General features: G+C 45.2%; 23 protein-coding genes and 1 pseudogene. 6 read left to right on the top strand and 18 right to left on the bottom strand.

Features of this window, described 5'->3' with window-relative positions; translation table 11 throughout:
• Window positions 1–49: 49 nt before the first annotated feature.
• The 12 genes and pseudogenes from L4C34_RS11370 to L4C34_RS11315 form a co-directional block, all read right to left on the bottom strand.
• On the bottom strand, window positions 50–1,186 hold the full coding sequence (locus L4C34_RS11370) for a hypothetical protein (RefSeq protein ID WP_428789453.1): 1,137 nt from the start codon (window positions 1,184–1,186) through the stop codon (window positions 50–52).
• Window positions 1,187–1,392: 206 nt separating this feature from the next.
• Window positions 1,393–2,802 (bottom strand): ATP-binding protein, encoded by a 1,410-nt coding sequence (locus L4C34_RS11365; RefSeq protein ID WP_428789452.1) that lies wholly within the window; start codon window positions 2,800–2,802, stop codon window positions 1,393–1,395.
• Window positions 2,792–3,448 (bottom strand): response regulator, encoded by a 657-nt coding sequence (locus tag L4C34_RS11360; RefSeq protein ID WP_428789451.1) that lies wholly within the window; start codon window positions 3,446–3,448, stop codon window positions 2,792–2,794. The genes L4C34_RS11365 and L4C34_RS11360 overlap by 11 nt, the downstream gene beginning before the upstream one ends.
• A gap of 3 nt (window positions 3,449–3,451) precedes the next feature.
• Window positions 3,452–4,087: a tetratricopeptide repeat protein gene (locus L4C34_RS11355; protein WP_428789450.1), complete on the bottom strand. Its 636-nt coding sequence runs from the start codon at window positions 4,085–4,087 to the stop codon at window positions 3,452–3,454.
• 27 nt (window positions 4,088–4,114) lie between these two features.
• Window positions 4,115–4,921 carry an SDR family oxidoreductase gene (locus tag L4C34_RS11350; protein WP_428789449.1) on the bottom strand — a complete coding sequence of 269 codons (807 nt, stop codon included), beginning with the start codon at window positions 4,919–4,921 and terminating at the stop codon, window positions 4,115–4,117.
• 4 nt (window positions 4,922–4,925) lie between these two features.
• Entirely contained in the window at window positions 4,926–5,624 is a 699-nt protein-coding gene (locus L4C34_RS11345; RefSeq protein ID WP_428789514.1) for an iron-containing redox enzyme family protein, read from the bottom strand.
• A 492-nt stretch (window positions 5,625–6,116) separates the two neighbouring features.
• Window positions 6,117–7,142 (bottom strand): annotated as a pseudogene (locus L4C34_RS11340) (AMP-binding protein); the annotation flags it as partial.
• A 1-nt stretch (window position 7,143) separates the two neighbouring features.
• On the bottom strand, window positions 7,144–7,758 hold the full coding sequence (locus tag L4C34_RS11335; RefSeq protein WP_428789448.1) for a thermostable hemolysin: 615 nt from the start codon (window positions 7,756–7,758) through the stop codon (window positions 7,144–7,146).
• A gap of 242 nt (window positions 7,759–8,000) precedes the next feature.
• The gene (locus L4C34_RS11330) at window positions 8,001–8,579 is read right to left on the bottom strand and encodes an outer membrane beta-barrel protein (protein ID WP_428789447.1); all 579 of its coding nucleotides are present in this window, start codon (window positions 8,577–8,579) and stop codon (window positions 8,001–8,003) included.
• Between the two features lie 95 nt (window positions 8,580–8,674).
• Entirely contained in the window at window positions 8,675–9,589 is a 915-nt protein-coding gene (locus L4C34_RS11325; protein WP_428789446.1) for a histone deacetylase family protein, read from the bottom strand.
• Between the two features lie 57 nt (window positions 9,590–9,646).
• Window positions 9,647–11,590, bottom strand: a complete 1,944-nt coding sequence (locus L4C34_RS11320) for a DNA topoisomerase III (RefSeq protein WP_428789445.1) — start codon at window positions 11,588–11,590, stop codon at window positions 9,647–9,649.
• A gap of 84 nt (window positions 11,591–11,674) precedes the next feature.
• Complete coding sequence (locus tag L4C34_RS11315; protein ID WP_428789444.1) at window positions 11,675–12,010, bottom strand: Grx4 family monothiol glutaredoxin; 336 nt, start codon at window positions 12,008–12,010, stop codon at window positions 11,675–11,677.
• A gap of 271 nt (window positions 12,011–12,281) precedes the next feature.
• Here L4C34_RS11315 and sodB point away from each other — a divergent pair, with 271 nt between their 5' ends.
• The 5 genes from sodB (at window position 12,282) to L4C34_RS11290 (ending at window position 16,771) form a co-directional block, all read left to right on the top strand.
• Window positions 12,282–12,866 carry a superoxide dismutase [Fe] gene (sodB, locus tag L4C34_RS11310; RefSeq protein ID WP_428789443.1) on the top strand — a complete coding sequence of 195 codons (585 nt, stop codon included), beginning with the start codon at window positions 12,282–12,284 and terminating at the stop codon, window positions 12,864–12,866.
• Between the two features lie 106 nt (window positions 12,867–12,972).
• A complete protein-coding gene (locus L4C34_RS11305) occupies window positions 12,973–13,476 on the top strand; it encodes a VC2046/SO_2500 family protein (protein ID WP_428789442.1) in 504 nt (167 codons plus the stop codon).
• Window positions 13,477–13,664: 188 nt separating this feature from the next.
• Entirely contained in the window at window positions 13,665–14,345 is a 681-nt protein-coding gene (locus L4C34_RS11300) for an SDR family oxidoreductase (protein WP_428789441.1), read from the top strand.
• A gap of 284 nt (window positions 14,346–14,629) precedes the next feature.
• Entirely contained in the window at window positions 14,630–15,196 is a 567-nt protein-coding gene (locus tag L4C34_RS11295; protein ID WP_428789440.1) for a hypothetical protein, read from the top strand.
• A 24-nt stretch (window positions 15,197–15,220) separates the two neighbouring features.
• Window positions 15,221–16,771: a methyl-accepting chemotaxis protein gene (locus L4C34_RS11290; protein ID WP_428789439.1), complete on the top strand. Its 1,551-nt coding sequence runs from the start codon at window positions 15,221–15,223 to the stop codon at window positions 16,769–16,771.
• Between the two features lie 5 nt (window positions 16,772–16,776).
• Here L4C34_RS11290 and L4C34_RS11285 read toward each other — a convergent pair whose 3' ends face one another.
• Window positions 16,777–17,244 (bottom strand): low molecular weight protein-tyrosine-phosphatase, encoded by a 468-nt coding sequence (locus L4C34_RS11285; protein ID WP_428789438.1) that lies wholly within the window; start codon window positions 17,242–17,244, stop codon window positions 16,777–16,779.
• 111 nt (window positions 17,245–17,355) lie between these two features.
• Here L4C34_RS11285 and cobO point away from each other — a divergent pair, with 111 nt between their 5' ends.
• Window positions 17,356–17,961, top strand: a complete 606-nt coding sequence (cobO, locus tag L4C34_RS11280) for a cob(I)yrinic acid a,c-diamide adenosyltransferase (protein ID WP_428789437.1) — start codon at window positions 17,356–17,358, stop codon at window positions 17,959–17,961.
• 29 nt (window positions 17,962–17,990) lie between these two features.
• On the opposite strand, the gene L4C34_RS11275 is transcribed toward cobO, so the two are convergent.
• From L4C34_RS11275 to apbC, 5 genes are all read right to left on the bottom strand, one after another.
• Window positions 17,991–18,389 carry a hypothetical protein gene (locus tag L4C34_RS11275; RefSeq protein ID WP_428789436.1) on the bottom strand — a complete coding sequence of 133 codons (399 nt, stop codon included), beginning with the start codon at window positions 18,387–18,389 and terminating at the stop codon, window positions 17,991–17,993.
• 242 nt (window positions 18,390–18,631) lie between these two features.
• On the bottom strand, window positions 18,632–20,236 hold the full coding sequence (locus L4C34_RS11270) for an ABC-F family ATPase (protein ID WP_428789513.1): 1,605 nt from the start codon (window positions 20,234–20,236) through the stop codon (window positions 18,632–18,634).
• Between the two features lie 253 nt (window positions 20,237–20,489).
• A complete protein-coding gene (locus tag L4C34_RS11265; protein ID WP_428789435.1) occupies window positions 20,490–22,676 on the bottom strand; it encodes an AsmA family protein in 2,187 nt (728 codons plus the stop codon).
• Between the two features lie 114 nt (window positions 22,677–22,790).
• Complete coding sequence (gene udk, locus L4C34_RS11260) at window positions 22,791–23,432, bottom strand: uridine kinase (protein WP_428789434.1); 642 nt, start codon at window positions 23,430–23,432, stop codon at window positions 22,791–22,793.
• Window positions 23,433–23,621: 189 nt separating this feature from the next.
• Window positions 23,622–24,695, bottom strand: coding sequence for an iron-sulfur cluster carrier protein ApbC (apbC, locus tag L4C34_RS11255; RefSeq protein WP_428789433.1), 1,074 nt, complete (start codon window positions 24,693–24,695; stop codon window positions 23,622–23,624).
• Window positions 24,696–24,850: the final 155 nt, after the last annotated feature.

Below are 24,850 nucleotides of genomic sequence, written 5' to 3'. Positions count from 1 at the left end.
GAAACCTCAGCTGATGCCGCTATTCTCTGCAAATTTAATAACAGTTTGATTATTGGGCTACGCTTGGCTGATAAACACTAGCGGGTTGTACTTGCGTGTCTTTGAGAGTCAGCTTTCCGCCCGCAACATTGGCAATCGATGCCCCTTTTTTGCTGGTGTTACCGGAGAAAAACGACTGGTCTATCTGTAGAGGTCCTTTGTTTTGAGTGTAAATAGCGCCGCCAGACACATTGGCGTGATTATTTACAAAGGCTGTACCATGGATGCTTGGCAACTGATTATTTTTACTAAGCTGCTGTTCACTGATCAATATTGCACCACCATCTCCCTGAGAGTAATTGCTACTAAACAACGAATTGCTTAGTTGCAGTTGAGCGCCTTTATCAACTAACACAGCGCCGGCGTTACCGGTACTTTCATTCCCTTTAAATGTGGAACCATCGATCGACAGTGTAGATCCTTGCTCCGCAACAATCGCCCCACCCAGCTCGGCTGAGTTATCCATAAAGGTGACGTTATTGAGGGTGTTACCACCATTTTGATAAAAATACGCCCCACCGCCTTTCTTGGCATAATTATTCTTAAATTCCATGTTTTCTAATTTGGGTGCTGCGCTGATTCCCCACGCCAAGGTTCCACCGCCGTAGCCATCACGAGATCCACCATCAGCGTAACCATCTTGTACTATCACACCATCAATCACCGAGCCTTTACCAGCAATAATCACGTGATAGCTATTATCTTTATCCGTTTTCTTGTCACCAATATTGCCACTCAAAATCGTTTTGTGAGAGCGCCAATGACGCTGTTTGAGTGATGTTTCTGTGCCTTTAAACCCGCCATAGAGTGTTACGCCATGCGCAACTTGAAAACTTTGCGAGCGGTCATCGCTCGTCGTCGGATAGTAGGTACCTTTAGCGACCCAAATCTGATCGCCCGTTTTGGCCTTCGCGAGCGCGATGGGTAATTTCTGATAAGCATTCTGCCAGCTGGTACCATTGTGCGTTCCTAGCTTGGCATCGAGATCAACATAGATAACGTTATGACTTTCCTTCGTCTTAGTGCTAACCGTCGCAGTGCTTTTTTCAGAACTAGGATGATTGTCTTGTTTATGCATCTCAGACGCACAACCTGATAGCATTAATGCGACGAGCACAGCGCTCGTAGTAAGTTTATAGTTTTTCATGCTAACCCTTTATGAGTGTCAAACGTCTGCCCCAGCTCGCAGGCGATGCTGGGGTCAAGACATACAGAATATAATGAAATACGTGTGACAAACACGCAGATTAGATAGATTTACCGAATGCTGACGAAACTTAAAAGAATTGACAGCTCGCCAACACATCGCCCACTACCGAGAATGATACAGAGGTCTATAACGTTGCTGAAGCTCTATTGAGAAAAACGCACCTCAAAGATATTTTTGCCTTCTTTTCTTGGCAGAAGTGATACGCTTGCTTGGTGTAAAGCCGCAATATCGCGAGTGATGGCCATACCCAATCCTGCACCATCCCCTTTTTCCGTATTGGCGCGATAGAAACTATCGAACAGCTTTTTACGGGCTTCATCAGTCAAATCTTCACCATCATCAGAAACCGTCACCACCCAATGCTGATCTTCTTGCCAGCTATCAACGTCAATACTACTTCGATGCCCAGAATAGCGAATGGCATTATCAATCAGATTGCTAAACAAAATGCTCAATAGAATTGCATCGCCCTGGACTTGCCCTCCCTCCCCAGCAAAACCAAGTTCTTGTTGGTTACGCAAAGCGAGCGGCGCCAAATCGGCGATACAGCGTTTGAGCACATCCGATACCAAGATTCGTTCTCGAACAAGATCCGTCATGCTTTCCACTTTGGCAAGCGTTAGCAGTTGATGCAGTAACCTATCGGTTCTATCAATACCTTTCAAAATATTGTCTAAGTCTTGATGGAGCTGCGCTTCACTTTCACTGCCAAGCGCATTTTCGGCATTCAACCGCAAGATGGTAAGTGGCGTCTTTAACTCATGAGCCGCCATTCGCGTGAAACGTTTTTCCCGCTGCCACGCTTGCTCTAATTGATTCAGAAGCTCATTGAGCGCGTCCACTAATGGGAAAAGCTCTACCGTCTGATTCGCTACGTAAATCCTGTCTAGCTTGTTTGCGCTGCGCTGCGCAATGGCTAATTTAAGATCATTGATCGGCTTAAAATTCTTATTGATTAAAAAGATAACAAGCAATATCAAACAAGGGATCATCACCAGCTGCGGCAAGGCTGTCGATAAGCCCATGTCATCAACCATCTCTTGACGAATACTTTGTTTTTCGGCTACCACGACATATTCGGGGTAACGTTTCTTATTCGGCATTGGCAATTGGAAGAATCTCCATTTCACCCCTTCCGCCTTAATATAGCCATAGCCCGAATAGTTTTTGTCGTGGGCAAATGCGCCAATATCTGGATTTGAGCTCCACAACAGCTTCCCATCGCGATAAAACTGAAACAGCATATTGCGCTCATAAGGATGACCGTAAGAGTTGGGGCCATCATCATTACCGGGCGATAAATGGTGGATATCTTTCATCCATGAATCAAACAACTTCTGATGTTTAGCAAAGGTTTTATCATTTGGCTCAAAAGCAATCGTAATCAATAGTAACTTCGCCGATTGTCCTAACCTTGCATCATAAACTTCTTCCACCTCATGCTGTGCTGAGCGGAAATTAAAATACAGTGAGGTAGCAATCAATAGGAATGACATTAAGATCACTGAAAAGATAAGGCGATGTTTAATCGAAAACGGTTTGCTATTTTTCAATGATATACCCTACACCACGAATATTTTTGATCGCTTTATTCGGCAGTTTTTTACGTAAATTATGAATATGCACTTCAATCGCGTTATCACTGCCGGATAAGTCCCAGCCATGTAGCGATTGCAGGAGTTGATCTTTGCTGATGACGCGCCCCGCATGGGTCATTAAATGCGCCAAGATCTTGAATTCATTCCGGGTCAGCTTTAGCGGCTGCTGGTCAACCCACACACTCTGTTCAGACAGAGAAAGAGACAAGACACCCACACTAATCGTCTCATTTGCGCTACCAGATTGGCGGCGAATTAACACCCGCAAGCGCGCTAATAACTCTTCTAGCGCAAATGGCTTGCCAATGTACTCATCGGCCCCTAAATCAAGTCCAGTAACTCGGTCATTGATGTCATCACGAGCAGTCAAAATCATCACTGGCAGCTCATAGCCCGCCTGACGAATTCGTTTTAACACTTCTAAGCCGTCAATATCGGGTAACGTTAAGTCTAAGATCACCGCAGTAAATTGCTCTACCTTTAGCGCACTAGTGACTCCTCCGCCTTTCTCCAACCAATCCACGGTATAACCGCGACGAGTCAGAGATTCCAACATCGACTGACCTAACAGCGCATCATCTTCAACCAACAGTAGTCTCATAGGTTATTTTAAGCTCTCTAACACTTTAGAAATATCTTGCTGTCGTCCTTGGTCTGCCAGTGGGCGATCTGGCCGTGCTGCAGCGTTCTTAGCGCGAGTCAAATATTTGATGGCTTGTTGCTTCTTACCTTGTTCCGCAAGAAAGTCACCGTAGAAGTAGTTCGAATCGATGCCATTTGGATTGATTTTTAACGCTTTTTTAAGCAGTTGCTCCGCTTTTTTATCATCACCGAAACCAATTGGCCAACCTGGTACTTTATAGTATAGCGAACCCAAACTGGTATACGCAGAGCCTTGTAACGTTTCCGGTGATTTTTCAATAACTTGCTCTAAGATTTTTTTCGCTTGCTTAGCCTGCGATAAACCGCTAAGCCCGCCTTCTGCTCCAGCTAGGGAGGCTTTGTTGATGGCTAGCCAAACCATTAACTCTGGACTGTCTTTTCTAGCGCTTAAATCTTGCTTATTAAGGGTGATAACTTGTTCAAAGCACTTGGTTTGCTTGTCGCTACCCTTTGTTTGATACTGGCACACTGCCCAATCCTTTTGTACTTTGAGTAATGAATGTTGCTGGGCGTAGGCCGTCGTACTCAATAACGCGATCGCGCAGGCTAATACACGTGGGTAAGTAATAAGTTTCATAAACCTTCTCTCTATTTTCTGATTTGGCTATTTGCTAATTTGGTTAATAAAGTAGTGGATAGTTTCTTGCTGTTTGCGAATCGAACCACTGACTAATTTTGGAAACACTTGGTTTAAGCGGGCAAAGACTTTTTCAGGCCAACCAATCCATTGCATGCTTTTTTCGCTTTGCAGTATTTTACTGACATACTCTGCGACCACTGCTGGGCAGTCACTTTTGTTACCCAACTTCTGATTCAACGCGACCACTTGATCGTTGTTCAGCTCCGTTTTAGTTGCACGCGGGGCGAGATACAGCACTCGAATACCAGAACCATCCAACTCCCTATCTAGAGCTTCACTAAAGCGATGCAGGCCGCCTTTCGACGCACAGTAAGTGGCGTATCCCGGATAACCAATAGATCCAAAGGTCGAACCAATATTTAAAATAATCCCCGGCCTCTCTAACCAAGTCAGTGCCGACTGACTCAGAGTAATTGGAGTGATAAGATTAATCTGCACTTCTCGCTCAATCGAATCTGGTGAACGCTGAGACAAGAACTGAAATTGATTGACGCCTGCGTTATTGATTACCACGCTAAACGCCTGACCATTTTCTGCCTGCTGCTTGGCGTAGGCTTTCACCTTTTCTTGACCTATATTGGTGACTAAATCCGCCGACAGAATTTCGTGTTCATTTGGGCGATTCAGTGAATCTCGAATTGCCAGTAGCTTTGTTTCATCGCGGGCCACCAAAGTGACTTTGGCACCTTGCGCTTCAAGGCTCAACGCAATTTCTTGCCCAATGCCACCCGAAGCCCCCGTAAGTAAAATACGTTTGTTGCTTAGGTTCATACTATTACTCCGTCACCAACGCGCTCGCAGAACTTAGCTCTAAACCGCGCAACATTTGGCCATACAGTGAAAACACCATATTGGCGGAATCGATGATGACTTGCTGATCGTTTTCATCCGTAATTTGGTTCATGAGTGACTCAAAGAATTGGATATGGTCTTGATCGAGCACACTATGAGAAGTGAGATACGTCATCGCCTTCTCAGGCAGGTTTAATGTCGTTTTCACCATTTGTGCAATTTGACCACCAATGCCAACGCTCGTCCCTTCAAGTACCCACACCATGCCAAATAGAGCTAGCGGGTTGTGGCGATCGATGTTGTGATAAAGATAAGCAAGCATGAGCTCGATAGCTTGACTGGCTTGGCCGCGCCCTTGATTTAATCGAACTTGTTCACGGTTTCCGCCGCACGCTTCAATATCGTTGAGAATCCACTTTTGGTGACCGGTTTCTTCTTCAATATATTCAGCAATCGCTTCTCTTAGCCACTCATGCTTCTCTGGTAGACGTCCGCCACAGGCCATCAAAAGCGGTACGGTATGTTTGACGTGGTGATAAGCCTGTGTCAAAAAGTCGATATACAAGTCTTTATCAATCTCACCACGCAAGCAGGATTCGAACACAGGTGCCTGCAACATTTCATGGCGAGCTTGAGCGGTTTTCTCAGTAAGTGTTTGGAAGAAATCAGTTGTATTAGTCATCGTTTTTCCCTGCATTTTTTGATGTTCAAATTGAGTATCTAACGTCAAGATAGTCACGTAACGATCCGAACCTTTTTCTTTAAGTTGTGCACGGGCCCAAGCTTCCATTACTGCTCGTCTTGGACGACCATTGTCGGTAAACCAAGTGGTTCGAGAGCTGAAATCTTCCACCACAAGTACGTTTTTAATACGGGCGTAATCGGGCAATGTGCGGTTCAATTTATCGATACTACTGGCGATATCATCACGTTTAGCCACCACTGCACTCAATGCCATTTGAGCTTCCCCCGTGACAACGATAGGACAAGCAGGCGCAAACAACTGCGCTTGGGATTCAATCCACTCTGGTGAGACATTGCGGCCAAAACCGGTGATAATTTGGTTTTTCTTACGCCCGACAATGGTGACAAAACCGTCTTCGTCCATCGAGGCTAAATCGCCTGTCGCCAGCCATTGCTGCTCAAACGGTTCACCCAAATAGCCCAAAGCAATATTGCCTTTGACCAGCAACTCACCATCATCTGAAATCTTGCCTTCCACGTGTGATAACAATTGGCCGCACGTACCCGGTTTCGCGTGTTTATCTGTATTCAAACTCACCACGGACCCGCACTCAGACAAACCGTAACCTTCAAAGGCGGGGATACCCAATTGGTGCGCCTTTGCAATTAACTCAGGCGCGACTTTCGCGCCGCCAACGGCGACAAATTTCAATGAGCGCACCAGCGCTGGGCTAATTTGAGCAAGATGTAAAAGTGCCATTAAAATAGCTGGGGTTAACACTAGACTGCTTGGCTGGTACTTAGCCAATGCCTGAGCAAACACTTGTGGTTCAAATTGGCTTGAGCCCATCAGGCCAAGCGTTGAACCGTGATAGATTGAAGACGTCACCCCTAATATCAGTGGTACGTAAATACCGGTAATGTTCTCAAGCAAGGTTGATAGTGGAAGCAATACTAGGTGAGGTTGCCCTTCAGATGTCATGCTCTCTGCCAGTGCGTGAGCAACGAGATCAAGGTTTTCCTGACTTAAACACACACCTTTTGGTGACCCTGTCGACCCCGAGGTAAAGGTAATTTTTACGGTTGTTGGCAGAACGCTACTCTCGCTCATTGCCACTGAATGGCGATATATTGGCAGAGCACTAACTCGGGCAACAGACTCCAATTGAGCGCCATTGTGATCGCGCTGCCAGTCACCGACCAGCAGTTCGACGTTGGCTTTCGCTAACGTGTGTGCTACTTGCTGATCGGAGAAAAATGTTGGTACTGGTACTAGAACGACATTGGCTTTCATAGCGGCCAAATCGACGACTAACCAATCAAGACTATTTTCTGCGCGTAGTGCAATACACGAAACATTTAACTCTTTTAGCGATTGTGCGGCCTGTTCAACTCGCTGACTGAGCTGCAAGTAGGTTAAAGATCGTTCGTCACCGTCATCGGTCTGTCCGACGAAAGCTACATCATTTGCTCTGGTTTGAGCGTGAATTTCTAGCGCCTGCAATATCTTATTCATATTAGCTTCCTGTCGATAACGTCTGAGTGTCAAAATAGAGTGAGCGAAGGTGTTCTAGACCCATTTTCAAGTTTCCCGCCAGAACCCTCGGCTGAGTTTGATAGTAGGTCCCCCAAGTCTGGTTCGCACCGGGAACACGGTCTTTGTCAGCATCAGTGATTAACGTTGGCTGTAACCCCAAACGAGACATCAGGGCATAAAGCGGATCAGTGGCCGTACACACGCCCCATTCGAAGCCTTGGCTCACCAAAAACTCAGCGATCATCAAGAAATGAGCAGGAGAAGTACCGCGAGTAAACACAGACAGTTGGCCAAACTCCACCAATTTGCTACGGCTGATCGGGTGCTCAAACACGTTGGACAACACCACTTCCACTTTGCCTGTAAGATATTGCTCTAGGAACAAACCATCTCGTTTGGCTGAGCGATAGCCGCAAATAGAAATGATTCTCTCACCCGACATCATCACTAAGAATGTTGGCATGTAGGTCTGCAGGACGGCGCCAAAAGCATGCTGATAACGACGTGAAACTTGCTGAGTCACTTCATCCCATAGTGGGTGGTTGATATCCACTACTTGCAAAACTGGTTTGCGCTTAATCATGTTGTTGGTCATAGAAAACCCTCGTATTTGGTTTATATACAAGATACGGGAGCAAACTTAAGAGAAACTTAAGGAAAAAAAACAATCACAACAGAAAGATTATGACTTTTATTTTCAGTATGTTAGATAGGAACCGCGAACCAAAAAAGAACGAGTGTTAGAGCCAAACCTATCTCAAACAAGGGGAAAATAAAGAGAGGTCGGTTTGGCACGGAAGAACCATAGAGATATTGTGCATTCAATAAAAAGCCAATTTAGAAGAGAATGCTGGCACCCAACATCACCACTGGTGACTCTATATTACGGTCTTTTGCATAGTTGTACTCAAGGTTTAAGCCAAGGTGCTCGTAGCGCCAACCTAGCCCGCCAGCTACCTCACCACCAATGCTAGAATCACTGATGTCTCGCGAAGTATTATTTTCGACCAAGGTGTAGTCCGTGGTGTAGTAAGTGACACCCGCTTTACCATAAATCTCAAAACCACCACCTAACGGGTAACGAGCATAACCACTCATTCTTGGTCCGCTAAACTCAATATCCCTGACTTCAGAAATAGAGCTAAAGACCGAGGTAAAGCCTTCCGATGCACTTTTATAACCTAATTCAACACCAAAGGATGAAGAAAGCATGCGCCTATAGTAGATATCACTAACCAAAGCATCGTCATCTTCCGTGGATTGCGCCTCAGTTTTGGCTGTCATGCTGCCATAACCCGCCGCAACACCAATCGCATTTTGATTATCTGAAGTAAGGTCTACGTTCGCGTAAGCAGAAGGGGCTGAGCTTAGTAAAGCTAGCAGAGTTACGGTTTTGATCAGTCTATTTGTGTTCATAGTGTTGCAATCGATATCAATAGGAAGGTGCTGCATTATATTGAACGGTGTTTTTTATTCCAGCTTTTTTCTCTTAATGGAGTGAAAATCTGCCATCATTTCACATCCAGCGCCGCCTGAATCAACTGCATATGGATAGGGACTAAATCTGAATGCTGAGAACGATAACCTCCACCCACGACACAAGCGATCGGTAACTGGTGTTCCTTTGCCGTACGCAGCATAAAGCAGTCACGTTGATATATCGCCTGCGTTGAAACATCAAAATAGCCAAGTTCATCATCACAATGGATATCAACGCCGGCGTCATAAATAATCAGATCCGGTTGATGCAAACGAATGGCCATTTCCACTACGCACGTGAAGTGGTCGAGAAACTCAGCATCTTGAATGTTTTTAGGTAGAGCGATATCCAAATCAGAGTCTGGCTTGCGAGCGGGAAAGTTTTTCTCGCAATGAAATGAGACAGTCACGATATCATCGCGTGCGGCGCACAAGGTCGCCGTGCCATCACCATGATGAACGTCACTATCGATAATCAATACTTTATCAACCGACTCATGCTGCAAAACTTGATTCGCTGCCAACACCAAATCGTTAAACAAACAGAAGCCACTACCAAAGTCATAGTGAGCATGGTGATAACCCCCACTGAGATGAATAGCCAGTCCAGATTCAATCGCCAGCTCAGCGGTCAGACAAGTTCCCCCCGCTGAGGTTAACGTACGCTCAATTAGTTGCTCACTCCATGGAAATCCGATACGGCGCATTTTAGCCGCCGCAAGAGTGCCTTGCGAGAGCTGGCCGACATACTCTGAGTCATGGACATGACAAACCTGATCAACGGTCAATGGCCATGGTTGATGCACTTGCCATAATTGTTCAGCATCACCTAGCAAAGCCTGCTTCTCTAGCGCTTGATGCAATAGGCGATATTTATTGATCGGGTAACGATGCCCTTCCGGCAAAGGTAGGTCGGAGTAAATAGGGTGATAAACCAGTGGAATCATAAATCAATCTTTAGTATCTAAATCAAAAAAACGTGGAAACGAATTAACAACTCATCATTACTTGGCCTTGGCGCGGCGCGTCCGGCTAGCTGCTCGCTTTTTCTTAAACGCTGGCCGTTTCACCGCAGGTAATGAGCGTAAAGACTCAGGGACTGGGCCGGATTTAGCCTGAGTCATTAATTCAGTCACCCGCTCTGTCAATTTATCCATAAAGGGCTGGTACGGCTGGGTTCGCTCAGTCATCGCTTGCAGCTGGTGCTCCCAATGAGCTGTTAAGTCAGGTAAGGTCGACTCTTTCGGTAAGGCATTAATTAATCCTCGTCCTGCTTCTGAGGCATGAATCGATTTGCCTTGCCGAGTAAGAAGCTGCCTTTTAAATAAAGTATCCAAAATCCCCGCACGGGTGGCTTCAGTGCCAAGCCCATCCGTTTCCTTTAAGATTTTTTTCAGCTCTTTATCTTCGACGTAACGACCGATCCCCGTCATCGCTTGTAACAAGGTGGCTTCAGTAAAGTGCTTAGGTGGCTCAGTTTTACAATCTTTAATTTGCCCTTCTCGGCATTGCAATACTTCGCCTTTCTCTAATGCTGGCACCTTGTCAGCCGCGTCCTCTTTTTCTTCGACCTGTTTGCCTAGCAATGCTTTCCAGCCTGGTTTAAGAAGCTGTTTGCCGCGAGAGATAAACACCCCTCCAGCAATATCAAACACTAGTTTGCTCTCTGAATATGTCGCCGGTGGGAAGAACTGCATTAAATACTGACGCGCAATCAATTCATACACTTTGCTTTCGTTACTATTTAATGAGCCTGTCGCTTGCTTTTTAGGTGTGGGAATAATGGCATGGTGAGCATCGACTTTTTTGTCATTCCAAGCTTTCGACTTTCTGCTGATGTCGGCCTCTCGCCCTGTATTCGCCAAAGCTTGCGAGTTGTTAAATATCGCCGAGGTCACCGCATTCGCTTGAGAGAAATGTTCAACCGGTAGATAACGACAATCTGAACGGGGATAGGTAATCAACTGATACTTTTCGTATAACGACTGGCAAGTATCCAACACCATTTGCGCGCTCATACCAAAACGTTTCGCGGCATCAATCTGTAGTGCAGATAAAGAGTATGGTAACGGTGCATTTTGCTTGGTTTGTTTATGCTCCGATTCCGTCACTGTTGCGGGCTGGTTGGCAATGCGACTGGCCACATTCTCCACCAGTTTTCGGCTTAAAACTCGCCCTTCTTCGTCTTGCCAAGAACGACACGCTTCACTTGGCTGCCATTTTGCGCGGATATCAAACTCACCTTGATTGTCTTGATAAGGAATCAAGGCATGCAACGTGAAATAGTCTTTAGGCAAAAAATTTTCGATGGTTTCATCTCTGCGCGCCACTAAACCGAGCACGGGGGTCTGCACTCTGCCAACCGACAGTACACCCTGATAACCCGCACGCTGACCCAGTAAGGTAAAGGCGCGCGACATGTTCATACCATAAAGCCAGTCGGCGCGAGAGCGAGCCAGCGCTGATATAGACAACGGAATAAATTCACCGTTGCTGCGCATTTGAGTCAGTGCGCGTTTCACTGCGGGCAAGTTGAGATCGTTGACCAACAAGCGCTGCATACTGGCTTTTTTAGTCTTGCTGACTTTGCAGTAATCAATCACTTCATCCACCAACAGCTGCCCTTCGCGATCTGGATCACCTGCGTGAACAATTTGGCTTGCCTCTTTGAGCAGCTTCCGGACAACCGTGAGCTGCTTACTGGCTGTTTTTCTGGGTTTTAGTTGCCATTGCTGAGGAATAATAGGCAGGTCGTTAATATTCCACTTCTTATACCGCTCATCATAGGCATCCGGCTCAACTTGCTCTAATAGGTGACCAATACACCAAGTCACTATGTCCCCATTGCCACATCGGATAAACCCTTGGTCTTTCTTCTGTGGTGAAGGTAATGCCGCGGCAATAGCTCGGCCCAAACTGGGTTTTTCAGCAATAAATAATCGAGTCATCGGATTTCGGTCAGCGGAACTAAATAGGGCCACAATATTGAAATTGTGGCCCTAAAGCAAGAAAGACTGTTATTTTGTACAGTATTACTGCGAATCTTCTTCCATTCGTGCAGCAGCTTCTTTCACTAGCGGTTGCAATTCACCTTTTTGGAACATTTCCAAAATGATGTCACAGCCACCAATCAACTCACCTTCAATCCAAAGCTGAGGGAAAGTTGGCCATTGTGCGTAAACTGGCAACTCAGCACGAATGTCTGGGTTTTGCAGAATGTCTACGTAAGCAAATTTTTCGCCACAAGACATCAGGGCTTGAGATGCTTGCGATGAAAAACCGCAGCTAGGCAATTTAGGAGAGCCCTTCATGAAAAGTAGAATTGGGTTTTCCGAAATTTGCTGTTTAATCTTGTCAATAGTTTCCATTGCTTCCTCAACTTCTGAATGGATGGCACATAATGAGGTTATTCTAAACCATTAGCCAAGAATAAAAAGCATAGATTCTGTGAGGGATTAACTTCCAAGGCGTAATCTCCCTACATTTTATGCGTCTAAAAGACAATAATAATTTGCCTAACAGACTCTTTTAATAAAGTTGAAACTTGCTAAACTGTACCGCAGTCAGGCACATCGACGAAATAAAAATAATTTTTGGAAGCAATCGAGAATACTCTCATCTTAAATGGAGAATCGAGCAATGGCATTTGAACTACCCGCTCTTCCTTTCGCGAAAAACGCGCTAGAACCACACATCTCAGCAGAAACTCTAGATTTCCACCACGGTAAGCACCACAACACTTACGTTGTAAAACTAAACGGCCTTATCCCTGGTACTGAGTTTGAAGGCAAAACGCTAGAAGAGATCATCAAAACTTCTACTGGCGGAGTGTTCAACAACGCAGCACAAATCTGGAACCACACTTTCTACTGGCACTGTCTTGCTCCTAAAGCTGGCGGCGAACCAACTGGCGCGGTTGCTGATGCAATCAACGCTGCATTCGGTTCTTTCGAAGCATTTAAAGCTAAGTTCACTGACTCTGCTATCAACAACTTTGGTTCTTCTTGGACTTGGTTAGTGAAGAAAGCAGACGGTTCTCTAGACATCGTTAACACATCTAACGCTGCGACTCCTCTAACAGAAGAAGGCACAACTCCCCTTCTAACTGTTGATCTATGGGAACATGCTTACTACATCGATTACCGTAATGTTCGTCCAGATTACATGAATGGCTTCTGGGCACTCGTTAACTGGACATTCGTAGCAGAAAACCTAGCGAAATAATCGCTCTTTCTGTTTATCGATTTTAAGCCTGCTCACGCAGGCTTTTTTATTTTCCCTAAAGTTGTTTGATGCCCCGCCGTTAACGAATTAGTCAACGGAGAACATCATGCAGATTAACACTTTAGACAAAGCAAATATCATCAATGAGCTAAACGTCGGTGTAGGTATAAGCCACGCTGTGCAAAGTGGTCGTCGCGCTGATTTTTCTCTACTTCTTGCCCTGTTCTCGGATGATGTTCGTGATAGCATCCCAACCACCGCACTTAAAGAGCTTAGCGTAACTGAAGCGACGTTAAGAACGCGATTTGGCTTGCCCACCCCGCAACCCTTAACTAACGATCAATCAAGCTACGCAGTATCAGCCAAACACGCTGAATTGTTTCAATCAGGTGGCTTGCCAAGCGCCAAATTAAGTCACTACCTAATACCTGAAGTCTTGAGTTACCGACCAGAAGACACAGGCAATCTTCCAGAAGAAACCTATCATAATTTATCCGCTCACCAGCGCAGAGAGTTGGGGAATAGGCAAGAAAAAACTCAGTTGAGCCATGAACTTTACGATCAACTCACTAGCGCGAGACGCCAGGACCAAATAAGCTTCCAGGCCTAATCTTTCCGTTCGGTCGCACAGATACAAACAAACATTTATTGTGAACTGACATCAACAAATCAACTCTTCCTCTTGAATATCGACCATAACTTTGAGCCGATTCACATCAGCTAACGCTCGTTTAAGCCATCCTTTGTGGACATTTTCACCTCTAGCCGCGCTAAAAGTAGCTGGAGTCAGGAGCTTCAATGGATATACAAAGCGCAGTGGTTTTAGTTACCTCCGCGGGTTCAAATTTAGGGGAAACCCTTGCCGCACATTTCTGCTCACTCGGTGCTACAGTGGTCTTGTGTGACCAAAATAAAAGTAAGCTAGCCTATGCCTACCAACGCTGCTGTAATATCTCGGAGCACGTCAGTTCTTTTCATCTTCCGAATTACAATCAAGCCGCCATTGAGCAGCTATTCGACTTTATGCACAACAAACATCACACCTCTCCCAATGTGCTTGTCAATAATTGGCCCGTCTACTCTATGCCAAGCTTATTAGACGACTATTCGCCAGATATTTTGACTCAAACGATGACCCTTATGGCTTCAACACTGTTTAATTTTGGCCACGCGACCGCGGAACGTATGAGGCAGGACAATAAGAAAGGCGTCATCGTCAATGTGATCTCATTAGAAGCTTGCCAAGATCTCTCAGGACTCGATAATGTGGTTTCCTTAGTGTCTGGCTTCACCCAAAGTTGGGCCAAAGAGCTGACACCATTTAATATCCGTGTTGGGGGGGTCGTGCCATCCGTTAGCCCAACCTCAGGCAGCGACCCATTGCATTGGGCTTATATCCAAGATGAACTGATTCGTAACACCGAATACATCGTCAGTAACGACTACTTTAGCGGCCGTATTATGTCTGCGAAAATTTAACTCGCCTGAGCCACATATCTGCGAAAAATCGTTCCCCTTCTGATTCCACGGTTGTAGCAATCGCACGTCAAAATCTGGCACATCGAAATCTTGTTCATCGAAATCTGGTACATAGCAAATTAGCTAAAACAGGTCTACAGAGCGAAGAGTTGATTCGATATAATGCATTCCTTAATTGATTCTCAATTTTGATAAAGAAAAAACACTCATTCATTTCACATATATATCATTGTTGCCTACGCTAAACTTATACATTTTTAATCATCCTAGAAAGGGAAATTTCTATGAAAAATGTGATGTTATTGATTAGCATGTTAGTAACCGCGTTCAGCCTATCGGCAAATGAATATCAAGAAGTGCTGACCAGCTATGCAACTAACCAAGTGAAAGCAATTGCCGCTGACCCAGAAATTATCGCGGCGGTCAAAAAGCAAAATGTTGAGAATAAAGATCTAACCCAAGATCAAATTATCTCGCTAGACAAAAAATGGCGCGCGGAAGTTGGCCAAAGTAGTGCCCCTATGATTGAGCAGACATTAGCCAGCCCTACATCAAAGAAATTGCAAGATATGCAGCAAGGCAGCAGCGGAGCCATTACTGAAATTTTTGTTATGGATGACAAAGGATTAAATGTTGCCCAAAGCTCGGTGACCTCAGATTATTGGCAAGGCGATGAAGCAAAATGGCAAAAAACGTTTCAAGCTGGGCCAAATGCTTATCACATCGGTGACGTAGAAGAAGACGAGTCCACTCAGATGTTCCAGTCACAGGTAAGCTATGCCATAACCGACCCAGCTTCTGGCAAAGTGATCGGCGCCATTACAGTAGGTGTAAATGTAGAAGAGCTATAACTATACCTAAACAAGGCGTGCCGTATGCGATTAACGATTAATAAACTTGTTATTCTCAGCTCTGCGATTCTGACTTTAATTGCGATCGTAGTGATTTCCTATACCTCCTGGGTCAGTAGTACCGATGCTATCTATGGGCTTAGTAAGAGTTCCTATACACAAATCACTCGTTCTCTGTCCGAGCAACTAGGCACACCTGTTCGGTTTAAGAAAAAAAACAACATTGCGGAACGCATTGATCTTGCCCTCAAAGCAAACCAAGGCAGTCTCGACCGAATAGACATATATCTACTCGACAAGTCCTTACTTTATTCCAGTAAAGGCGGTGAAACGGCTCAATCAATGAGTAACTTTAACTGGGACGGGGAACAAACAGTCCGTAATAACACTCAGCATTTCGAGTTGGTCGTTCCCCTCGTATCTGGTAAGAAAAAGAAATTGGTCGGGTATATGCTAGCGCATTGGCATTTTAATGAGATCAACAAACTGAGCCGTTCACTAGGTATGCAATCCCTATTTTATGGTGCTATCTGCATCTTAATTACCATTGCAGTGTTGCTAATAGTCCTACGTAAAGTTTTCGTTCAGCCGTTGAAATACCTTTCAGATTTGTGCGAAGAGCTGGGGTCTGGCGACTGTGATTTAAAGAAACGGATTACTTTTAAGCGCAGAGATGAATTGGGAGATTTAGCCAGCCACGTTAACTCCTTTATTGAAAAAATTGAGCACACTCTCACTCCGATTCACCAAAGTTCCTTAGCGGTTACTGACGTCGCTCAGGACGTAGAGAGTCACTTAGAAGCCCTGAGGAAAAAAGTCTCCCAGCAACGCTCGGATATTAAGCAAGCAGTCGCCATCGGCGAAGAGACTAAAGTTTCAGTAGAATCCGTCAAAGACGATACTCACGAATCCTCAGGCTCCTTAACTCAAGCCGTCAGCAGTGCCCAGCAAGGACAGCAACGTTTGATGAAGGCTTTGAAAGATATTCGCCGCTTGGCAGAAAAAAGTACATCTACCTCAGAGTCCGCGACTGAGCTAAGCAATCAAGTGCAACGAGTAAGCGAAATACTAGGGATTATCCGCACAATTGCGGAACAAACTAATCTATTAGCGTTAAATGCCGCGATAGAGGCAGCTCGCGCAGGTGAAAATGGCCGTGGCTTTGCGGTCGTTGCCGATGAAGTGCGGAACTTGGCAGAAAAAACATCGACGTCTACCGACCAAGTGGAAAGCATTCTCTCCGAGCTCAGCAGTGTATCAAGTCAGCTAATTAGTTTTACCGACGAGGGATTGAGCGCCAGCCAAGACTGCTTAGAATCAATCGAACAAACTGTAGACGACATCAAAACATCATTAGACGACGTATCACAAGCCGAACAAGTCAATCAGGGCATTGTCACCTCTTCGGTTTCTCAAAGTGACTCCATGACAACATTGATTGACCAGCTCTCAAGAATCGACGAGCAAATCGACAGCTTAGCTCACGAGTCCAAAAAAATATCCAAAAGCAGCACCGAACTACGGGCACGATCAGTGGAAACCAATGAAAACTTATCTGCCTATAATATCCAATAATTCCTCTAACCTTGCTGGCTGGATTTAAGTTCAGTCAGCAAAGCGTCAGAGGCATCCTCAATCAAATCTAATACCAATTCGAATCCAGCGTCTCCACTGTAATATGGATCTGGGATTTCATCGTAGCCCAAATCACCATAGGCTAAAAATAGCGACAACTTATCTTGGTATTCAACTGGGCATATCTTGAGTAAATCAGACATATTATGTTCATCTGCGGCAAGAATCAGATCAAAATCAGCAAAATCTTGAAGGCATACTGGACGCGCACTCATGCCTTGAAACGAATATCCCCTTCGCTGGGCCGCCTGTTGTGCTCTTGAATCCGGAGGATTTCCTTGGTGATATGCAATGGTACCTGCTGAGTCTACTTCTATCCGTATTCCCTGCTGCTGAGCCTTTTTCCTCAAAACCGCTTCACCGGTAGGCGAACGACAGATATTTCCCATACATACAACCAATAGCTTTTTCATTAATCACTCCTATCTTAACTTCACATGCCTCAAGAGGCTGAGACACGTATGTTTGACGCATTAAGATTAGGTTATCATGCACGCTTCACTGACTGCATTAATGGACACCTCATGTCTGAACAAAATCAACCAGAATCTCGCCACAAGGCCCGCCAACAGAAAGTAAAGCAAGAAGTCGACGCCAAAATTGCCGCCGCTCAAGAAGAGAAAGGCTTGTTGCTAGTCATCACCGGGAATGGTAAAGGTAAGTCGACCTCCGGCTTTGGCACCATCGCGCGCGCGCTAGGGCACGGATTAAACTGCGCCGTTGCTCAATTCATTAAGGGCACTTGGGATAATGGTGAGCGGAACCTTCTAGAAAAGCTCGGTGTAGAATTTCAAGTAATGGCAACCGGGTTCACGTGGGAAACACAAAATAAGCAAACCGACACCCTTGCTGCGCAAGAAGTCTGGCAAGAATGTAAGCGCATGCTCAAAGATGAATCACTCGATGCCGTCCTATTCGATGAGCTGACTTATATGGTGACCTACGGCTATATTGATCTCGAAGAAGTATTGGAGGCATTAAGCAATCGCCCAAAAATGCAATCAGTGATCATCACTGGTCGCGCAGCCCATCGATCTCTCCTCGAACTGGCTGATACCGTATCAGAAGTTCGCAACGTAAAACATGCCTTCGATTCAGGAGTAAAAGCGCTGAAAGGCATTGATTGGTAATCATATTTAGAAAGGCAGGTAAAAAAGATTCACGGCTGATCAGCCAGAAATCGCTCACACCATCGAACCGCCTCATCGTGGTCAAGAAAAGTATTAATTTCAATTCCTTGATCGCGAGTGGCCTTTTTTGCAACACTTTGTTTTAGCGTGTTTTCGCCAACAACCGTTGCGCCACAAATACACCCATGCTCAACTAAGCTTTTTTGTATATGTTGCCAAAAAATAATTGATTCTGGAGACATCAACTCCCATTGAGTGGCGTTGGCCACAAATGCCCACGGCCTAGCATCAAAATTGGCGACAATAGACAACACCGCTCTATGTAAGTCAGTGAGAGTTTCTTCATTCCACGAACCAAATCCGTACCAAACAATAATTTGCCCCTGATGAGACAGCTCATACCTACCATGTCTATTTTTATCTTTCATTCCGCGACATTCACAATAATCAAATCTATGGGTAATTATAGAAGCAACGACCACAAAAAGAGGGACAAAAAGAAAACTAGCCAAAGTGCTATGATGGGCTCAGAGAGTATTGAAGTTAACGTATTGAAGCTGAAAAATAGTCTTAACCTCAACAGTCAGCCAAACTAAAAAGCCCTCACTACAGCTCCATATACGGAGTCACAGCGAGGGCTTTTCTCAGTTCAATACTTGGAGCAGAACGGTTACGCCGCAGCCAGCACTTTTTTCTGATGATCTAGGTATTCATCGTATGTGCCTTGAAAGTTGACGAGCTTTTTGTCTGTAACATCAATAATTGACGTTGCAAGCGATGAGACAAACTCGCGGTCATGGCTTACAAAAATAAGCGTACCTTGATAATTTTTAAGCGCAGCATTCAGCGCTTCAATCGCTTCCATATCCATGTGGTTGGTAGGCTCATCCATAATCAACACGTTGACGTCTTGCATCATCAGCTTACCAAACAATAAGCGGTTCTTTTCGCCACCTGAACAATTTTTCGCTTTCTTGTTGGCATCATCGGCGGTGAAGAGCAAACGTCCTAAAATGCCACGCACCATCAAATCATCATGTTTGGTGGTGCGCCATTGAGAAATCCAATCAAAGATAGTCAGATCATTATCGAAGTCCGCTGTACTATCTTGTGGGCAATAGCCAATTGAGGCATTCTCAGACCACTTCACGACACCTTGGCTTTGCTCTAAATCATCGACTAGGCAGCGTAACAATGTGGTTTTGCCTACACCATTCTCACCAATAACTGCCAAACGAGTGCCGGCTTCCAGTAGTAAGTTGCCTTTTTCGAATAGCAACTCCCCATCAAACTCATGCCCTAACTCTTGTAACTCAAGTGCCTGACGGTGCAGTTTCTTTCCTTCACCAAAGTCAATTGATGGGCTTAATCGACTCGATGATTTGACTTCATCAAGCTTAATTTTGTCCATTTTCTTAGCGCGAGAACTCGCCTGCTTGGCTTTCGAAGCGTTGGCACCAAATCGATTCACAAAATCTTGCAGTTCACTAATTTCAGCGGCTTTTTTGGCATTATTCGCAAGAAGCTGATCGCGAATTAAGCCTGACGCTTCTAGAAAGTACTCATAATTGCCCGGATAAATACGTAGCTCGCCGTAATCAATATCCGCCATGTGAGTACACACTGAATTCAAGAAGTGGCGATCGTGAGAAATGATGATCATCGTACATTTACGTTGATTCAGCTCATCCGCTAGCCAGTTAATCGTGTGAATATCCAAGTTGTTGGTAGGTTCATCTAACAATAAAATATCAGGGTTAGAAAATAGGGCCTGCGCAAGCAAAACGCGCAGCTTCCAACCCGGCGCGACATTTTGCATTGAACCGAAGTGAAGCTCCTCTTCAATACCCGCTTGAATCAAGATGTCACCCGCCCGACTTTCTGCAGTATAGCCATCCATTTCAGCGAATGTGCTTTCCAGCTCGGCCACTGCCATGCCATCTTCTTCACTCATTTCTGGCAACGAGTAAATGCGCTCACGCTCTTGTTTGATTTCCCACAGTTTACGGTCACCCATAATGACGGCATCGATCACATTGTATTGCTCAAAAGCAAACTGATCTTGACTTAGTACGCCAAGCTTTAACCCGGGAGTAATCGAGATATTACCCGCACTCGGAGTCAATGCGCCGCTGAGAATTTTCATGAATGTCGATTTTCCACAGCCATTGGCTCCGATCAAGCCGTAACGATTACCGTTACCAAACTTAGCAGAGATGTTTTCAAATAAAGGCTCGGCGCCGAATTGCATGGTGATGTTAGCTGTACTTAAGATAGTGGTGTCCTCGGAAGTGGGATTCCTTTAACAACAACACCTTATGTCGAATAGAGGTACTGTCAAAAAAGCGCAAATATTACGAAGGCGCTATTCTAACGGATTCGCTCCAAAGGTGATACAAATCACACTAACTTCTTCAAAAAAACTCATGCTGGGAGAATATGGCCGGGAATCTATCGAGGAAAAAAGCCCGGCTAAAACCGGGCTACAACTTATTAGCTGAAACTTAACTGAAACTTGGCTACAAAGACTAATTTAAGAAGCGATTGAGCAACTTGTCGACGGCTTTCTGGGTCTTTTCATCACTGATTTTGTCACCCAGTTTTTTGTTTAATTTATCAAGCCCACGATTAAGCTCTTTTTTCGCCTTCTGCTTCATCACATCATCTAATACGACCTTATATTTAGGTGCATACCAACTGCCCGTAATTTTAACCGGGATGGTTACGTCTTTTAGATCATTGATCGTTTTACCACCTTGTCCTTTTAAGCTACCGACAATTGAGGTTCGTACCGTAAAGTCCGTGGTTTCATTAATATAATTTGCCCAACCTTGACCGTGAATACGCAGCAGCGGCGACTGCATGGTGAAGTCATCCGTTGTCGCAACGCCTTTTGCAAGCTTTATGGTCGCTGTTAACGCACTAAAGTCCGTTTTTTGCGCTGTATCAGCCTGGTCAACTGGCTGGCCTTTCAGCTTCGCGTAATTCACGCGAATAAGTTGCGCGACATTAATGCCATTAAACGCACCATCACTGAATTTGATTACCACAGGGCCAGCTACGTTCCGTTTGATTGCTGTCGGGGTTAGGCCTTTACCGTGAATATCGAAATCAATATTTCCTGTCCCTTCAAGCATATTGTTATTGGCGACGTCTTTTAGAAGAGGCTGTACTTGCACCCCAGTAATCTTTCCTTTAGAAGAGTAATGCGCTGGCGTCTGACGGCCATCCAGCGTCGCGTTTGCAGCAATCGAACCAGAATACAAGTTGGCAGAAAATGCATCCAGCTTAGCCACACCATGATTCACGGAAATCTTAGCTAGTACATTTTGCATTTTTGCATTATTAGCTTGGAATTTATCGATGCCGACGCTGCCTTTTACATCCACTGTCTTCAACGCACTCAGATCAGGCTCTTTAGTCACAGCAGCAGGCACTGAATTGTCAGCCGATACTAACGGCTTAGACGTTTCAGCTTCCGTACCAGCAGACTTTCCACCAGCGCTTGTATTAGCTTGTGCTACTTTAGATGCCAAGAACTTATCAAGATTGACTTCTGGGCTATGCAACTTAAAACGAACCTTCAGAATTTTGGCTAAGGTCACATTCGCATTGCCACTAAACACCATATCGTTTGCCTGAAGCTTTTCCAAGGTCAAGGCAAGCTGCTGATCTGAAAGATTAAAGCTGACATCCGTTTTTAAGTTCAGCTTCATCGGTGAACTTGGAAGCGCAGCGCCTGATAGTTTACCAGCGAGATTGAAGCCACTAATGGCAACTCTAGAGACCTGATGATCGACACTAAGGATACCGCCACCTTGCAAATCAAAACTCGTCCCAGACGCTTGGCCAAGCAATGAATAAGTAAAGGTATTTTCTTTATCAAATTCAAAAGTACTTAATGCTAGCTTGACCGTTTTCAAGTCCATATCTGGCGCTTTCAGGTTTGCTGTCACATCGATATCTTTTAACGCGTATTGCGACATATCGCCCGACAAGCGAAGCTTCAAGCTCCCCTTTACCGAAAAAGTTTGCTGATTACTCTGCCCTTCCGCCGAAAAACGTGCCGTAGCCCATTCATTAGGCAGTAAACCCGTCAGGTTGGCTGCAACATTATCAAGCTTAGTTTCGGTGCCCGCTTTACGATCATTAATGACCAACTTCGCATCAGAAATCGTTACACCCGCGAGATTTATCTTCCACTTCGCGGGCGCTGTTGGCTGAGAGTCACTCTTGGGCTCAGCATTATTGCTCGCTGCTTTCTCTTCAGAACTTGGCTTAACTGGAGCCTTCGTTTGAGGCTTTTCAAGTGGCACCGCTTTCGGCTTAAGCAGCGCATCAATATTTCTGCGGCCATCTTTCAGTGTCTCGACGTTGACCTCTGCGCCATCCAAGGTCACATTGCCGATTTGCAGCTGATGGCTAAACAAAGGTAAGACAGAAACACTCACCCCAATTTGGTTGACTTTGAACATAGTCGGTTCAGAAAATCCACTTGGATTGCTCAGCTCGGTCTTGCCAAGTTCAAAGCCAATAGAAGGGAAAAACTGCCAATGGATATCACCGTCTATTTTCAGATCAAGTCCAGTGTGTTGTTTGACTTGCTCCACAATAAGCGGCTTAAATTGATTTGGATTGACCAAAGTAACAAGTGCTGTCACCCCGCCAACAATAACGACAACAATAACGGCAATAAATAACAGAAATTTCTTCATCAGCATTTACCTAACCTTGGCACCCTTCTTATTTTAGGGCGTAAGAAAAAAGAAAGTGGCACATAAAGTGCCACTTTCAATCGCAAAAATAAAGATAACTCAGTTAACTAAACGTTAAGAACGAAGCAACTTAGTAATGTGCGCTTTCAATACATCGATCGCGATGCGGTTTTTGCCGCCACGTGGCACGATAATATCGGCATGCTGCTTTGATGGTTCAATAAACTGCATAAACATAGGGCGAACCGTTTCTTTATACTGAGTCATCACCGACTCCATCGTTCTGTTGCGCTCTTCTACATCACGCTGCAAACGACGCATCAAGCAGATATCTAGAGGCGTATCCATGAAGACTGTCGCATGCATAAGATCACGCAAACGAGGATCTGTAAGAAGCAAAATCCCTTCAAGAATAATTACTTTCTTCGGTGTCAGCGTTGTCGTTTCATCCAGGCGAGTATGTTCAGAATAACTATACTCTGGTACTTCAACAGCTTTACCTTGGATAAGCTGCTCTAGGTGAGCACAAAGCAACTCGTGGTCCATCGCATTCGGGTGATCGTAGTTAGTCTTAACTCTTTCTTCCATGCTTAGGTGGCTTTGATCGTTGTAGTAGCAATCTTCTTTGATCACTCCAATTTGATGATCGCCAACCTTCTCACGAAGTTCATTATAAATAGTACTCGCGATTAAGCTCTTTCCTGAAGCGGAAGCGCCAGCAATACCGACGATGACACATTGATTCTTAATAGACATTATCTATCGCACCCGATGATAGTATGGTAAAACTTATTAGCGCTGTTATGCATTCAATTGAACCCACAACCCGCCACAAACATAAACCGCCCGATTATAGGGAGTTCAGACAATAGATGCTAGAGCCCGTTTACGTTTCGCGACGATTTTTACCGCCGTGTGTTCGAAAGATAAACAAGCCTAGGTCAATTAGACTAGCGTGACATCGATATTGTCCGGTTTCGCTTTTCCTTGCCAATACATACGGCTACATACTGAGTTAGCTAGTTCTATATAATAGTTCGCATGTTCGCTATCTGGGCGTGCTGCCACCGTTGGCTTACCGTTATCAATGTCTTCGCGCATCGAGATATGCAGTGGGATCTGAGCTAGCAACGATAGACCATAGTCCCCTGCCATTTTTTCCGCGCCGCCTTGACCAAACAAGGCTTCCTTATGACCACACTGACTGCAAATGTGGTGGCTCATGTTCTCAACAACGCCCAATACGGGCACTTTGACCTGTTCGAACATCGCCACGCCTTTACGGGCATCGGCCAACGCTAAATCTTGCGGCGTGGTGACAATCACAGCCGCAGTCACAGCAATACGCTGGGACAGAGTTAGCTGAATGTCGCCCGTACCCGGTGGCATATCAATGATGAGGTAATCAAGATCTGGCCACTGAGTTTCATCCAACAGTTGTGCTAGCGCTTTTGAAGCCATTGGGCCACGCCATACCGCGGCTTGACCTTGGTCGACTAAGTAGCCAATCGAATGAGTATAAATCCCAAATGCCTCAACAGGCTGCATCCATTTATTGTCGCGCACTTCAATGTCGGCATTTTGCTGGCCAATCATAATTGGCACTGATGGGCCATAAATATCGGCATCCAACAAACCCACTTTGGCGCCACTTTTAGCAATCGCAAGTGCCAAGTTCACGGCCGTGGTTGATTTTCCTACCCCACCTTTCGCTGATGTCACCGCGATAATGTTTTTTACACCCGCCGTCCCTTTCGGTACATGTGATTCAAGCGCTTTCACTTTGGTGCCCACTAAGAAATCAACCGATTGTACTGCCTTGCTGGCCACTTGTTCCTCTAGCCAAGCTTGCAGGTCACTGACTAGCTGACCAGATGCAAACGGGATATTAATTGTTAGTTGATGATTGGCAGAAAGATCTACCATTCCGGCTTGATTCGCCCATTGTTCAACCAACTGATCGTGCTGAAACTCATTCAACCAATCACAAAAATCTTGTTTAGAATTTAACTGACGCATAGAACCTCCTGGTGCGCTGCCAATCCTAACACTCACCGCTGCTCGACTAAACTAGAAAGCGGCAATTTTTCGTATCCTTGTGTTCTTGGCGTCACGGCTGTCATAGGTTAGTATTACTCATCAAATTTTAATCCTATCAAGTGAAGCGAAATATT

Origin of the sequence: Vibrio profundum (genome assembly GCF_050337555.1) — a bacterium.
GTDB lineage: Bacteria > Pseudomonadota > Gammaproteobacteria > Enterobacterales > Vibrionaceae > Vibrio > Vibrio profundum.
This window is presented reverse-complemented; position numbering and strand designations above follow the sequence as displayed.

Coding starts and splice junctions, on each gene's coding strand:
- L4C34_RS11335 (WP_428789448.1), bottom strand. CDS start 7,758: ATGACCAACAACATGATTAAGCGCAAACCAGTTTTGCAAGTAGTGGAT.
- L4C34_RS11275 (WP_428789436.1), bottom strand. CDS start 18,389: ATGAAAGATAAAAATAGACATGGTAGGTATGAGCTGTCTCATCAGGGG.
- udk (WP_428789434.1), bottom strand. CDS start 23,432: ATGTCTATTAAGAATCAATGTGTCATCGTCGGTATTGCTGGCGCTTCC.
- L4C34_RS11305 (WP_428789442.1), top strand. CDS start 12,973: ATGCAGATTAACACTTTAGACAAAGCAAATATCATCAATGAGCTAAAC.
- L4C34_RS11360 (WP_428789451.1), bottom strand. CDS start 3,448: ATGAGACTACTGTTGGTTGAAGATGATGCGCTGTTAGGTCAGTCGATG.
- L4C34_RS11285 (WP_428789438.1), bottom strand. CDS start 17,244: ATGAAAAAGCTATTGGTTGTATGTATGGGAAATATCTGTCGTTCGCCT.
- L4C34_RS11290 (WP_428789439.1), top strand. CDS start 15,221: ATGCGATTAACGATTAATAAACTTGTTATTCTCAGCTCTGCGATTCTG.
- L4C34_RS11350 (WP_428789449.1), bottom strand. CDS start 4,921: ATGAACCTAAGCAACAAACGTATTTTACTTACGGGGGCTTCGGGTGGC.
- L4C34_RS11345 (WP_428789514.1), bottom strand. CDS start 5,624: ATGACTAATACAACTGATTTCTTCCAAACACTTACTGAGAAAACCGCT.
- cobO (WP_428789437.1), top strand. CDS start 17,356: ATGTCTGAACAAAATCAACCAGAATCTCGCCACAAGGCCCGCCAACAG.
- L4C34_RS11330 (WP_428789447.1), bottom strand. CDS start 8,579: ATGAACACAAATAGACTGATCAAAACCGTAACTCTGCTAGCTTTACTA.
- L4C34_RS11370 (WP_428789453.1), bottom strand. CDS start 1,186: ATGAAAAACTATAAACTTACTACGAGCGCTGTGCTCGTCGCATTAATG.
- L4C34_RS11265 (WP_428789435.1), bottom strand. CDS start 22,676: ATGAAGAAATTTCTGTTATTTATTGCCGTTATTGTTGTCGTTATTGTT.
- L4C34_RS11325 (WP_428789446.1), bottom strand. CDS start 9,589: ATGATTCCACTGGTTTATCACCCTATTTACTCCGACCTACCTTTGCCG.
- L4C34_RS11315 (WP_428789444.1), bottom strand. CDS start 12,010: ATGGAAACTATTGACAAGATTAAACAGCAAATTTCGGAAAACCCAATT.
- L4C34_RS11295 (WP_428789440.1), top strand. CDS start 14,630: ATGAAAAATGTGATGTTATTGATTAGCATGTTAGTAACCGCGTTCAGC.
- L4C34_RS11320 (WP_428789445.1), bottom strand. CDS start 11,590: ATGACTCGATTATTTATTGCTGAAAAACCCAGTTTGGGCCGAGCTATT.
- L4C34_RS11355 (WP_428789450.1), bottom strand. CDS start 4,087: ATGAAACTTATTACTTACCCACGTGTATTAGCCTGCGCGATCGCGTTA.
- sodB (WP_428789443.1), top strand. CDS start 12,282: ATGGCATTTGAACTACCCGCTCTTCCTTTCGCGAAAAACGCGCTAGAA.
- apbC (WP_428789433.1), bottom strand. CDS start 24,695: ATGCGTCAGTTAAATTCTAAACAAGATTTTTGTGATTGGTTGAATGAG.
- L4C34_RS11300 (WP_428789441.1), top strand. CDS start 13,665: ATGGATATACAAAGCGCAGTGGTTTTAGTTACCTCCGCGGGTTCAAAT.